Origin of the sequence: Frateuria edaphi (genome assembly GCF_021117405.1) — a bacterium.
In the GTDB taxonomy this organism is placed as follows: domain Bacteria; phylum Pseudomonadota; class Gammaproteobacteria; order Xanthomonadales; family Rhodanobacteraceae; genus Frateuria_A; species Frateuria_A edaphi.
In genome coordinates, this window is record NZ_CP088251.1 from 1,342,434 (window position 1) to 1,354,821 (window position 12,388).

Consider the following 12,388-nt stretch of genomic DNA (forward strand, 5'->3'; position numbering starts at 1 on the left):
ACTGCGGATGACGGTCCGCCGATCTGCACCCTCGCGGTCGCGCCCAAGGGCGCTCCTACAAGGGATTGGGGCGCCAGCGCATCTCGTACAGGTCGAAACGCCGGTCCTTGAGATTGGTCACTGCACCGGCGTTGCGGGCGCGGGCGAGGCTTTCCAGTCGCAGGTCGGCGAACAGCACCGTTTCGATGTTCGGCGTGGAGTCGGCGGCCACGCCGTCGCGCGCGAACGGGAAGTCGCTGGGCGTGAGGATGCAGCTCTGGCCGTACTGGATGTCGAAGTTGTTGACGCCCGGCAGGTTGCCCACGTTGCCCGAGAGCACGACGTAGCACTGGTTTTCGATCGCACGGGCCTGTGAGCAGTAGCGCACGCGCAGGTAGCCCTCGCGCACGTCGGTGCAGAAGGGCACGAACAGGATCAGCGCGCCCTGGTCGACCAGGTGACGCGCGACCTCGGGGAACTCCGAGTCGTAGCAGATCATCACGCCGATCGGTCCGCAGTCGGTCTGGATGGTCGCCGCGCTCTCGCCGCCGGTGATGTTCCAGACGTTGCGCTCGCTGGGAGTGGGATGGAGCTTCTCGCGCTCGTGCAGCGAGCCGTCGCGCAGGCACACGTAGCAGACGTTGTGGATGTCGCCGTTGGGCTGTTCGGTGGGGTGCGAGCCGGCGATGATGTTGATGTTGTAGCGCACCGCCAGGCGCCCGAAGAGTTCCTTCACCTGCGGCGTGTACTGGCTGAGCTTGCGGATCGTGTCGACCGGCGAGAGCTCCTCGTTCTCGATCGACAGCAACTGCAGCGTGATCAGCTCGGGGAACGTCACGAAATCGGCGTTGTAGTCGGCCGCGATGTCGGTGAAGTACTCCACCTGCGTGGCGAATTCCTCGAACGAGCGGATGCGCCGCTGGGAGTACTGCACCGATGCCACGCGCACCAGGTCGGGCAGGTGTTTGGGCGAGGGGATGGAGGGGATGTCGGGATGATCGAGCAGGCTCGGGTTGCGCCATGCCAGATGCGCCGCCCAGCCCAGTGATTCGTGGTCCGACGGCACGTAGCCGCGCAGCAGTCCAATCACCTCGAAGCCGTTGGCGAGCTGGAAGCTCAGCGTGGCGTCCCGCCGTCCGCCGGAGACCACCGCCTGCACGTAGGCTTCGGCGCTGCCGTAGCGGCCAATGTTCTTGGCCAGCCCGGGTATGCGTCCGCCGAACACGATGCCGCGCAGCTTCAGGTCCGTGCACAGCCGCTTGCGGGCGTGATAGAGCCGCTGGCCGATGCGCATGCCGCGGTAGTCGGGATGCACCACCACTTCCATGCCGTACAGCCAGTCGCCGTCGGCCTTGTGCCGCGAACCCATGCCGCCGCCGGTGATCTGTGCCCACGTGTGCGGCTTGAGCGCGGTGGCTTCGTCGATGCGGAAGGTGGCGCAGTAGCCGACCACTTGGCCGGCGTATTCGACGACGAACTGGCCCTCGGGAAAGTGCGTCTGCTGGGAGCGCAGCATCTCGGCCGAATGGCCCCATTCGGGCGAGTAGACCCGGCCGGTGAGGGCAACCAGCGCCGGCACGTCGTCGGGGCGCGCCTGGCGCAGCAGCAGCTTGGCGGTTTGCTCGGGCGTCTTCTTGGGCATGGCGCCAGTATGCGAAACGGTGTGTCGTGGAACCGTTGCCGGGGCGGCAGGCTCACGGGCGCTACACTTGGACGTCTACCAGGGAGACGTCCATGACCCCATCCAACCGCATCCGCCGTTGCCATGCCGGCTACCTGTGGCAGGGCGATGGCTGGACCCGCGACGGCATCTTCGGCATCGACGCCGATGGCGTGCTGCAGGCGGTGGAGGATGGCCCCGCCGAGACGCTGGGAAGCTGGGTGCTCCCTGGCATGCCCAACCTGCATTCGCACGCGTTCCAGCGCGCCATGGCCGGGCTGGCCGAGCGGCGAGGGAAAGCGGACGACAGCTTCTGGAGCTGGCGCGAGACCATGTACGCGTTCGCCGCCGCCGTCGGCCCGGACGAATTGAAGGCGATCGCCGCGCAGCTCTACGTGGAAATGCTCAAGGCCGGCTATACCCAGGTCTGCGAGTTCCACTACCTGCATCACCGGCCCGATGGCACGTCCTACGCGCCGGCCGAGGCCATGTCGCTGGCGCTCGTCGAGGCGGCGCGCGAGGCCGGCATCGGGCTGACCCTGCTGCCCGTGCTGTACATGCGCGGCGGTTTCGATGGCCGGCCGCTGGGCGCGCGGCAGCGCCGTTTCGGCCATGAGGTCGATGCCTATCTGCGCCTGCTCGAGGCGCTGCGCGCGCAGCAGGCCCCGGACCTTCGGGTGGGGATCGCGTTGCACTCGCTGCGCGCGGTACCGGAAGAGGCGTTGCAGGCCGTGTTCGACAGCGGCCTGGCGCAGGACACACCGATCCACATCCACATCGCCGAGCAGCTCGGCGAAGTGCAGGATTGCCTGTCGATCCGTGGCGCGCGCCCGGTCGAATGGCTGCTCGACCATGCGCAGGTCGACGCGCGCTGGTGCCTGGTGCACGCCACGCACCTGAGCGAAAAGGAAACCGACCGCCTGGCGCGCAGCGGTGCGGTCGCCGGGCTATGCCCGACCACCGAGGCCAACCTGGGCGACGGCCTGTTTCCGCTGGCCGACTACATGGACGCGGGCGGCACGTTGGGCATCGGCTCGGATTCGCACATTTCGGTGTCGCCGGTGGAGGAACTTCGCTGGCTCGAATACGGCCAGCGCCTGGCCACGCGCCACCGCAACATCGCCGCGCGCCGTGAAGGCGCCAGCGTCGGCCAGACCCTGTGGCGTGCGGCGCTGACGGGCGGCGCGCAGGCCTCGGGGCTGCCGGTCGGCGCGTTGTTGCCGGACCATCGCGCCGACCTGCTGGTGCTCGACGACGGCTCGCCGCTGCTCGCCGCGCGCGACGAGCCAGCACTGCTCGACAGCTTCATCTTCGCCGGCAATACGCCGCTGGTCCGCGACGTGATGAGCGGCGGGCGCTGGGTGGTGCGGGACTTCCGTCACTACGACGAGGCGCGCATCGCGCAGCGCTACCGAGACACCGTCCAGCGGCTCAGGCAGCAGCCCCCAGGCTGAACGGACGCCACGGAGTACGCCGGCGGCGTGTCATCGCGGCATCGGGCAGGGCGTTTCGGGAATCACCTTCCTGGCTGGGGAAACGTCCCATGCGCCGTACGTCGATGTTCGCTTTCACCTTGCTTCTGGTGGGCAGCCTGTCCCTGGCAGGCTGCGTAGTCGTGCCGGCCCACCGCGCCGGCGTGTGGGTGCCGGGCCACTGGGCCTCGCACCATGTCTGGGTCGAAGGCCACTGGCGCCATCGCTGATCGCGCGCGGCCGGGTGGACGGCCCGCCTGCCAAGGTGACTCGCGCGGCTCGCGCGGAGGACAATGGCGGCCCCCGCCCGCCCACGGCCCGCCAAAGGCAGCCGATGAATGACTACCCCGTGCCGGCCACCGGCACCCACGACGGATCGCTGATCCGCCATGGCACCCCGCTGTTCCGCCAGGCCAACCTGGCGTTGTTCGCCGCCGGCATCGCCACCTTCGGATTGCTGTACTGCGTCCAGCCGCTGATGCCCGAGTTCAGCAAGGACTACGGTGTGAGCGCGGCCACGAGCGCACTGTCGCTGTCGCTGACCACGGGCGTGCTGGCCTTCGCGATGCTGTTCGCCGGTGCGGTGTCCGATGCCTATGGGCGCAAGTCGGTGATGACCGTGTCGCTGATCGCCTCGGCGCTGCTGGTGCTGCTTAGCGCGATCGTGCCCGGCTGGACCAGCCTGCTGGTCCTGCGCACGCTGCTGGGTATCTCCCTGAGCGGGCTGCCCGCCGTGGCGATGACCTGGCTCAGCGAGGAGATGCATCCCGATTCCATCGGGCTGGGGATGGGCCTCTACATCAGTGGCAACGCGATCGGCGGCATGGGCGGACGGCTGGTCACCGGCGTGCTGGCGGATTTCTTCGACTGGCGCGTGGGCGTGATGGTGGTGGCCGGCATCGGCCTGGCGTCCGGCCTGATGTTCTGGCGGCTGCTGCCACCCTCGCATCATTTCGAGCGCCAGCCGCTGCGCCCGCGCACGTTGCTGGCGCGCTTCGCCGGCGTGTTCCGCGATGCCGGCCTGCCGTGGATGTTCGTCGAGGGCTTCCTGCTGCTGGGTGCCTTCGTCACCGTCTACAACTACATCGGTTACCGGTTGCTCTCGCCGCCGTACAACCTGAGCCAGGCGGTGGTCGGGCTGATCTTCAGCGTGTACCTCATCGGCACGTTCAGCTCGGCCTGGATGGGTCATCTGGCCGGCAGGCTTGGCCGCCGGCGCGTGCTGTGGACGACCTTCGCACTGATGCTGGCGGGTGTCGGGCTGACCACGTTCCGGCCACTCATCCTGGTGATCGCCGGCGTCGTGGCGGTGACCTTCGGCTTCTTCGGCGGGCACTCCATCGTCAGTAGCTGGGTCGGCCGTCGCGCAGGCAACGCCAAGGCGCAGGCCTCCTCGCTGTACCTGTTCGCGTACTACATGGGCTCCAGCCTGGCCGGCGCGGGTGGGGGTCTGTTCTATGCGGCGCGGGGATGGAATGGCGTTGCCGCCTTCATCGGCGCGATGGTGCTCGCCGGGCTGCTGATCGCATGGCGGTTGTACTTCCTGCGGCCGTTGCCGGGGCCGCCGTCGCCCGGGACGGAGCCACCGTTGCCCTGAGCCGGCGATGGTCGTCCAGACGAGCCGGTTCGATCCTTTGCAGGAGCGCCCTGTGCGCGATTGCGGGGCGCTCGCCCCTGACGGTCGCGCATAGGGCGCTGTTACCAAGGACTTCGCGTTCTTGTCAGCGCGCGGCGGGTTCGAGCATGGCGTTGACCGCGCCGTAGTCCCCGTCGCTCGGCTGCGGCGGGAGGCCGAGCAGGTGCACCATCAGCGGATAGACGTCCACGTTGGGAAAGGCTGGAACCGTGGCGCCGTCGCGGAAGGCCGGTCCGTGCGCCACGAACAGCGCCCGCATCTGCGGCGCTGCGTTGTCGTAACCGTGTTCGCCCACGCTGATGTGGCCCTTGTGCGAAGCCAGCCAGTCGGCCGTGGTGATGCGCCAGCCGACATTGGCCAGGCACAGCAACTGCGGCACCCGCGGGTTGTGGCCATAGGCCAGGCGCGCCGGCACGCGCGTCTTGTCCCAGCACTGCATGTGCGGGTGAGGGCGTTCCATGCGTGCTTCGATCGCGGCGAAGTCGTGCCCGGGTTTGGGATTGAAGCCGGCCAGCACGCCCAGGCTCACCACCTGCACGTCATCGAGATCCAGTTCGCGCTCGATCAGCACGCTGTGGTCCAGCGGCACCGACGCCATGCCGTGGTCGGCCAGCACGATCAGGTTGATGCGGTCGAACAGCCCGCGCTGCTTGAGGCCCTGCACCAGTCGCGCCAGCGCCTGATCGGTTTCGCGCAAGGCCTGGTCCACCTGCGGCGAGTCTGGGCCGTGGTAGTGGCCGGCGTGGTCGACGTCATCGAAATAAAGGGTGAGGAAACTCGGCCGCCGGGCGGCTGGAAGATCCAGCCAGGCCAATACCTGGTCGACGCGCTGGTTCGGCGTCACCGAGCCGTCGTAGGGCTTCCAGTGGTCGGGGTGGCGGCCGTGGATGTCCGCTTCCGTTCCCGGCCAGAACATCGTCGCGGTGAGCAGGCCGTGGCGGTCGGCGGTCTCCCAGAGCGGCGTGCCTTCGGCCCACCAGCGTCCATCGCTCACCGCCTTGCGGTTGTGCAGCGAGAACTTGCCCAGCTGTGCGTCGTACATCGTGTTGTTGACGATACCGTGGTGGTCCGGGCGCAGTCCGGTCACGATCGTGTAGTGGTTCGGGAAGGTCAGGGACGGGAAGGACGGCTGCATCGCCGTGTGCACGCCATCGCGCGCGAGCATCGCCACGGTGGGGCTCAGGCCCCGGTCGAGATAGTCGGCGCGATAGCCGTCGATGGAGATCAACAGCAGGGGCGTCGGCTTGGCGGCGCCGGCGGGCGGCGTAGTGGCGCAACCAGCGCTGAACACCAGCACCAGCCAGCACGACAGGCGAAACAGGTTTTTCATAGGTGGGCTCGTACGATGAAACAACTCCCCATCATCGCATCGCCTCCATGTCGCTCAAAACCCGTGCGTTCTTACGCTTGTGGCCAGCCGCCTTCGCATTGGCGGCGCCTGCAGCGGCGTGTGCCTGGCAATCGCAACCGGCGCCGCAGCGCCCGGTGATCGTCGTCGTCCAGTCGCCCGTCAACACGCGCTTCCAGCAAACCGTGCGGGAAAACCAGGTGCGCGACCAGTTGCAGAAGAACCAGGTCGAAGAGCAGCTGCGGCAGAACCGCGTGGATACCCTGCGCCGGCCCCAGGCCGCCAACACACTCCACGCCGCACGCCTTGACCAGGCCGACCAGGGACAGCGAGAACTTTACCGCGCACGCCAGCAGGACCTGCTGGATCGCTACCAGAGTGCGGTCGCGCCGCCGGTGGTGCATTCGGGCAAGGCGCCGGCGTCATCGCGCAGCGGCGACTGACGGTACGTCGCGCCGCTGGTAATCGGTTGGATCTTCGCGGACGCGCGCGTCCTGCAGCGATCAGGTCACCAGCCCGAACAGGTCGCCGCGCGCGACGCCTTCTTCCATCGCCAGCAGGAAACGCTTCGTCGGCAGGCCACCGCCGAAGCCGGTGAGGCTGCCGTTGGCGCCGATGACGCGGTGGCAGGGCAGCACGATCGGCAGGGGATTGCGGCCGTTGGCGGCACCGACCGCGCGCATCGCTTGCGGCTGGCCGATGCGGCGCGCCAGTTCGCCGTAGCTGATGGTCGCGCCGTAGGGGATGCGCGCCAGTTCCTGCCACACCGTCAGCTGGAATGGCGTGCCGAGCGGGTGCAACGGCAACTCGAACACCTGTCGCGCGCCAGCGAAGTACTCCTCCAGCTGCACGCGCGCGAAGGCCAGCGCCGGCGGCGAGTGCGTCCACGAGGGCGCCGGCTCGCGCTGGTGACGGCCGGTTTCGAACCAGACCTCGCGCAGGCCCTGCTCGTCGGCGACCATGCGCAGGCGGCCGATCGGGGTGGAAAGGTTGTCGTACCAGACCGGGCTCATGGATGCTGTTCGTTACGTTGTGGGCCCTTCGACTCCAGCCCCGCGGGCTTGTGCTCAGGGCGAACGGAGGCGGGTGAATCCGTTCTCGGTGCGAGCAGATGTCGTTTGCGCTGAGCGTGGCGAAGTCGAAGGTCGTGACGCGGACTCATGCGCGCCTCCTGGACGGTAGCGCCTGATCCGCCACGCCGCGCCACAGGTGCATCACCGCGTAGGCGCGCCAGGGCCGCCACGCCTCCGCCATGGCCGAGAGCGCGCGTGTGCTCAGTTCGCCGCCATCCCCGGCAGCGGCGCGGCGCAGGATCAGGTCGGCCGCCGGAAAGGCGTCCGGATGGCTCAGCGCGCGCATCGCCATGTAATGCGCCGTCCACTCGCCGATGCCCGGTAGCGCGGTCCAGCGCGCCACGAACTCCTCCAGCGACTGCTCCGCGCGGAAGTCCGCGCGGCCGTCCAGCAGCGCGCGGGCGATGCCTCGGATGGTTTCGGCGCGTGCGTTGATCACGCCCACCTCGCGCAAGTCGGCATCGACCAGCCGTTCCGGCGTGGGAAACAACCGCGCCAGGCCGGGCAGTACGGGCGTCGGCAGCGGATCGCCCCAGCGATCGACGATGCGCGCGGCAAGCGTGCGTGCCGCGGCGACGCTGACCTGCTGGCCGAGCACCGCGCGCACGGCGATCTCGAAACCATCCCACCCGCCGGGCAGGCGCAGTCCCGGGCGCCGGCGCAGCAGCGGCGCGAGCACGCCGCCGGCACCGAGCGTGGCGGCAATCGCGCCGGGCTCCGCATCGAGGTCGAACATGCGTCGCAGCCGTGTCACCAGTCCCAGCATCCGCTCCGGCTGCGGACAGTGCAGTTCCATCTTGAGCGCATGCTCGCCACCCGGCCAGGCCGACAGGCGCAACCAGCCCGGTGCTTCGGCGGGACCGAACACGCGCGCGTAGGCATGCGCATCCACCTGCTCGATCCCGGGCAGGGCGCGTGTACGCAGGAAGTCCAGCACGCCGTCGAAGTCGTATGGAGGCCGGTAGCCCAACCGCAGCACCAGCGCACCACCATTTCCAGGCGCCCGTGGCTGGCGGCGGAGCTCGCGCGGCGCGATGCGGTTGGCCTGGGCAAATGCCGCGTTGAAACGGCGCAGGCTGCCGAATCCCGACGCCAGCGCTACCTCGGTCACCGGCAACGCGGTTTCGGTCAGCAACTGCTTGGCGAACAGCAGCCGGCGCGTGGTGTGCACGTTGAGCGGCGGTGCGCCCAGGTGTTCGACGAACAACCGGCGCAGCTGTCGCCCGCCCACGCCCACGCGCGCCGCCAGGTTCTCCAGCGAGGCTTCGGCCAGCACGCCCGCGTCGATCATCTTCAATGCGCGCGCGACCACGTCCTCGCCGCGATGCCATGCCGGATTGCCAGGGGCAAGTTCCGGCCGGCAGCGCAGGCACGGACGAAAGCCATCGGCCTCGGCCGCGGCGGCATTGGCGTAGTAGCGCACGTTCGATCGTTTGGGCGAGGGGGCCGGGCAGACCGGCCGGCAGTAGATGCGCGTGCTGGTGACGGCGGTGAAGAACAATCCGTCGAAGCGGGCATCGCGGCTCAGGCGCGCCTGCTCGCAGACGTGATCGGGAAGGGCATCTCGTGGCGTGGACATGCAGCGCAGGCTAGCACTGCGACTTGCGCGGAACTCGCCGTTTTCGGACATCGATGTGTCCTGTTGCCTTGCTAGGGATCGCAGCGTTGCAGCCAGAAACTTCCGCCGTTGGGCGGGTTGTCGCCAAGGAAGCGATGCAGCTCGCGCGGGTGGATCTCGCGTGCGATCGCGCAGCCATAGACCACGCGGAAGCAACGGTTGAAATCGAGGAAGGCCTGCAGCAGATATTGCTCGTTCCACGAGAAGCCCATCTCGATCCATTCCTTCGGATAGTCGGCGGGAATGAAGATGTCGTGGAAATGGACGTATACCCCGGGCTTCAGCCTGGGCAGCACCTGCAGGATGATGCGGTTGACGTCGCTGCCGGTCTTGGACACGTGCGAGGAGTCGACGAACAGGATGTCGCCGGCATCGAGCGAGGTGAGCATGGCGATCGGCAGATCCTGGGCGCGCCGATCGAGCAGGGTGATCTCGCCTGCGTAGTGCGCCTGGCGCAGGAACGGCCGCGGGTAGGGTTCCACGCAGGTGATCGCGGCGTTCCCGCCCAGGAAGCGCTTGTTGACGTCCATCATCAGCAGCGTCGAATACCCCGAGCCGATCTCGACGATGCGCTTGGGCCGTACCATCTTGAGCATGCAGAACAGCACGCGGGGATCCTGCCGCTCGAACTGGCCGTTGAAGTCGTAGAAGCGATCGAGCTGATCGTCAGGCGGTCCCTCGTTGGCGTAGTCGTAGCCTTCCATCAACGCGGGAAAAACTTCCGTCAGGAGGCGCCGATGGCCGGCCGGATCGAGGTCCAGTCCCGCCGGTTGCGCCACTTCGCCCCAGAGCCTGTCCTCGTCCGCGAGCGTCTGCCGCACGTCCACGACCGGGGAATAGAAGTGGCCATCCGGAAACGCGGGCCCAGCCATGTGCGCCGACGGGGCGCCACTTCCCGCCGCTGGATTGCCGCCCGTGGCACCGCCGATGCCGGTCATCGGAACGCGCTCCCGGATATGGAAGGGCGCTGGCGTGCCGGGCTTGTGCTGCCTGTCGAGCCGGTCGCACCCGGAACGGCCGCGGGCGCGCGCGAACGGCGCACGCGGTGATCTATCGTGGCAAGCGGCCTGACGAGGATTGCCGTGCGCATGAATTCTCCGCTGACGGGCGAAAGACCATCTGCCCATCGGAAGAACATGCGCCCTCGCGCGTCATCGTCCGATAAACGCGCGGCATGCGATCAAGGCGCCAGGCGTGGCCACCGCCAGGCGTACCCGATCACCGCGAGCTGCATGGCAATCTCCACCAGGCTCATGAATACGTAGAAGGTCCACGCACCCGGCAGCGTCACAACCACGATCGCGGTCAGCGCAACGCCGACAAGCAGGTTGAGCCAGCGCGCCGCCTGCGGCGGCAGTACCAGCGACAGGAAGATCATCACCGCCGGGATGGCCAGGAGGACGGAGACGGCCAGCAACGAACCCTGGCTCGTGGGCCCCAGCGGGCCCATGCCCTCGAGGATGTCCCTGAGGTTGCCCGGGCGATACAGGCCCCAGAAGTCCCCGTAGACATAACAGAACATGATCGCCGTCCACAGCGCGGACAGCTTGAAACGCACGTGGATCTTCAGGTCATGCAGCGGCGTCGTGGCCATCGCTTATCTCCGTATCGGCGACCGGATCGGCTGGCCCGTCCGGGATCATGGTCAGGTTGGCGGGGCGGTCGCCAGCTTCGCGGGAAGGCGTACGCCAACAACCAGCAACCACAGGCAGATGCCGATCTCGCCCAGGGATGCCGGCAGCATGATGTAGTCCGCCACTGCCGAAGCCGGATAGCCAGGCAACAACAGCGTGGCGAGGAAATCGGCGAGGTAGCCCAGGCCGCCCAGCATCAGCAGCACGCCCAGCAGCCGGGGCAGGAAACCGCATTTGCACACCAGGTAACCGAAGGGCAGCAACCACAGGCCCCAGAAGATCTCCAGCACCAGCAGGCCCTGCCGGTATGCGTCGAGCTGGAGCATGACCTGGGCCTGCAGTTGTCCGCTGCCGAGCGACCGCAGGGAAACGGCGGGGTCGAGCAGCGACAGCACCGACAGGTGATGCGACGCGTTGGCAAACGCGATCGGTACGCTGGGGACGGCAAACGCGACCATCAAAACGGCGGCGGTCCTGCCGGTGGCACCGAGCAGCCGGTACAGCGCCAGCGGCAGCATCAGGAAGGCGACGGTGCAGGCCAGCTCGGCCAGGATGCCGAGCCGGAACAGCGTCTCCGATTGAACGAGCCGCGCCACGGTCGCGGTCGCATCGCCGTGTGCTGCAAGCTGCGAAGGCACGTAGCCCAGGTAGAAGATGCCGGTGACTACCGTGACCAGGTAGAGCAGGCCGGCAACCCTCGCGTCCTTTTTCATCCGAACCTCCGTGTTCCCATGCATGGCCCGCGGGCGGGGCAGGTCAGGAGCCCTTCGAGCAGTCGTCGTCGTCGCCGTCGATGATCGTGGCGAACGGCTGGAACGCGGCAAGCGAGCTGGCCAGGCCCTTCTGGGCAACGCGGATCTGCTGGATGTCCATGCAGATCTTCGATGTTTCCTGGTCGATTCGCTGGGTGGCAGCGTCGAGCCTGGCGTCGGCCTGTTCGCTGTCGCCGCCGGTCACGTGCGTCGCGGCATTCTTCAGCGACTGGACCGCGACCGCCGCGCCCGCCTTGCCGGTGGCCACGCCGTGCTCGCGCACGGCGCGGGCGCTCCGGTAGTACTGCTTGAGCAGTTCCTGCTGCTTGGCATCCACCGCCACGTCGTGGCCGTCGATCACCAGCCGGCCGGTGGCGCCGAGGAAGGCCTCGGTGCCACCGGTACCGTGAAGCGCGACATTGTCGCCATTCACCACGATGCCGCCGTTGGCGATCGTGGTCGTGTCGGGTCCGTTGCTGCAGCCGGCCAGCAGGAGGCCGGCCGCGAGGGCGAGAACGAAGCTGGACTTTCTAGAGAACATTCCTTGACCTCCGAAGCACTGGATCATTTTTCGTCGCGACCGCAGTCGTCGACGTCTTTCTGCGTCATGGTCGCGTAGGGGCGGAACTCCGGCATGACGGCGGCCAGCTTCTGTTGCGAGCCGAGCAGTCCCGGCAGTCGCTGGCACAGCTTCATGGCGGCGATCTTGATCTGCTCGGCCCGCGGCTTGATGCCGGCCTCGATCTCCTTGTCGCTCTTTCCGGTGAGCGCGCCCCAGATCGCTTCCTTGGCAGCATGGGTGCCGAGATTGGCTCCTTGTTCGCCGATGTCCATGCCGGCCTCGGCGATCCCGACGACTTGCTGGCGGTAGTCCAGCAGCAGGGTGTGTTGCTCGGGCGTGGCCTTCACCGTCTTGCCGTCGATCAGCAGGTCGCCCTGGGGCGTGATCGCGGCCTTGGGGAGCGAGCCGCTGTCACGATGCTCGCCATGGCCGACATGGATGTGGTCAATGTCGATGTCCTTGGTGGCCAGCTCCCGCTTGGCTTGTTCCATGGCCTTGTGGATTTCCGAGGAGATCATCGCCGGCGAGGTCTGCTTGTCGACTTCCGTGATCGCTTGCTGGGCATCGGACTGTCCGGAATGGTTGCAGCCGGCGATGGGTAGCAATAGGACCAATGCAAGGGTACCGGCGATCGCGTGGGTCTTCATGGGAGTT

General features: G+C 67.9%; 13 protein-coding genes. 4 read left to right on the forward strand and 9 right to left on the reverse strand.

The features are described 5' to 3' along the window. Positions 1-55 precede the first annotated feature (55 nt). Entirely contained in the window at positions 56-1,621 is a 1,566-nt protein-coding gene (locus tag LQ772_RS06225) for a bifunctional GNAT family N-acetyltransferase/carbon-nitrogen hydrolase family protein (RefSeq protein ID WP_231325014.1), read from the reverse strand. 92 nt (positions 1,622-1,713) lie between these two features. On the opposite strand from LQ772_RS06225, the gene LQ772_RS06230 reads away from it, so the two are divergent. The 3 genes from LQ772_RS06230 to LQ772_RS06240 all read left to right on the forward strand — a co-directional run bounded on the left by LQ772_RS06230 (position 1,714) and on the right by LQ772_RS06240 (position 4,708). Further along, complete coding sequence (locus LQ772_RS06230) at positions 1,714-3,093, forward strand: formimidoylglutamate deiminase (protein WP_231325016.1); 1,380 nt, start codon at positions 1,714-1,716, stop codon at positions 3,091-3,093. Between the two features lie 89 nt (positions 3,094-3,182). Continuing rightward, positions 3,183-3,341 (forward strand): hypothetical protein, encoded by a 159-nt coding sequence (locus tag LQ772_RS06235; RefSeq protein WP_231325018.1) that lies wholly within the window; start codon positions 3,183-3,185, stop codon positions 3,339-3,341. A 104-nt stretch (positions 3,342-3,445) separates the two neighbouring features. After that, positions 3,446-4,708 (forward strand): MFS transporter, encoded by a 1,263-nt coding sequence (locus LQ772_RS06240; RefSeq protein WP_231325020.1) that lies wholly within the window; start codon positions 3,446-3,448, stop codon positions 4,706-4,708. A gap of 124 nt (positions 4,709-4,832) precedes the next feature. Here the strand turns inward: LQ772_RS06240 and LQ772_RS06245 are convergent, their stop codons facing one another. Continuing rightward, on the reverse strand, positions 4,833-6,077 hold the full coding sequence (locus tag LQ772_RS06245) for an alkaline phosphatase family protein (protein WP_231325022.1): 1,245 nt from the start codon (positions 6,075-6,077) through the stop codon (positions 4,833-4,835). 155 nt (positions 6,078-6,232) lie between these two features. Between LQ772_RS06245 and LQ772_RS06250 the strand changes: the two genes are divergently transcribed. Further along, a complete protein-coding gene (locus LQ772_RS06250) occupies positions 6,233-6,538 on the forward strand; it encodes a hypothetical protein (protein ID WP_231325024.1) in 306 nt (101 codons plus the stop codon). A gap of 60 nt (positions 6,539-6,598) precedes the next feature. Here the strand turns inward: LQ772_RS06250 and LQ772_RS06255 are convergent, their stop codons facing one another. The 7 genes from LQ772_RS06255 to LQ772_RS06285 all read right to left on the reverse strand — a co-directional run bounded on the left by LQ772_RS06255 (position 6,599) and on the right by LQ772_RS06285 (position 12,381). Continuing rightward, positions 6,599-7,108, reverse strand: a complete 510-nt coding sequence (locus LQ772_RS06255) for a methylated-DNA--[protein]-cysteine S-methyltransferase (RefSeq protein ID WP_231325025.1) — start codon at positions 7,106-7,108, stop codon at positions 6,599-6,601. 145 nt (positions 7,109-7,253) lie between these two features. After that, positions 7,254-8,747: a DNA-3-methyladenine glycosylase 2 gene (locus LQ772_RS06260; protein ID WP_231325027.1), complete on the reverse strand. Its 1,494-nt coding sequence runs from the start codon at positions 8,745-8,747 to the stop codon at positions 7,254-7,256. A 71-nt stretch (positions 8,748-8,818) separates the two neighbouring features. Next, positions 8,819-9,724 carry a class I SAM-dependent methyltransferase gene (locus LQ772_RS06265; RefSeq protein WP_231325028.1) on the reverse strand — a complete coding sequence of 302 codons (906 nt, stop codon included), beginning with the start codon at positions 9,722-9,724 and terminating at the stop codon, positions 8,819-8,821. A 242-nt stretch (positions 9,725-9,966) separates the two neighbouring features. Next, positions 9,967-10,380, reverse strand: coding sequence for a DUF6326 family protein (locus LQ772_RS06270; protein ID WP_231325030.1), 414 nt, complete (start codon positions 10,378-10,380; stop codon positions 9,967-9,969). 51 nt (positions 10,381-10,431) lie between these two features. Next, positions 10,432-11,133 carry a DUF4386 domain-containing protein gene (locus tag LQ772_RS06275; RefSeq protein WP_231325032.1) on the reverse strand — a complete coding sequence of 234 codons (702 nt, stop codon included), beginning with the start codon at positions 11,131-11,133 and terminating at the stop codon, positions 10,432-10,434. Between the two features lie 43 nt (positions 11,134-11,176). Next, positions 11,177-11,713, reverse strand: coding sequence for a YggN family protein (locus tag LQ772_RS06280; protein ID WP_231325033.1), 537 nt, complete (start codon positions 11,711-11,713; stop codon positions 11,177-11,179). Between the two features lie 23 nt (positions 11,714-11,736). After that, positions 11,737-12,381, reverse strand: coding sequence for a YggN family protein (locus LQ772_RS06285; RefSeq protein WP_231325035.1), 645 nt, complete (start codon positions 12,379-12,381; stop codon positions 11,737-11,739). Positions 12,382-12,388: the final 7 nt, after the last annotated feature.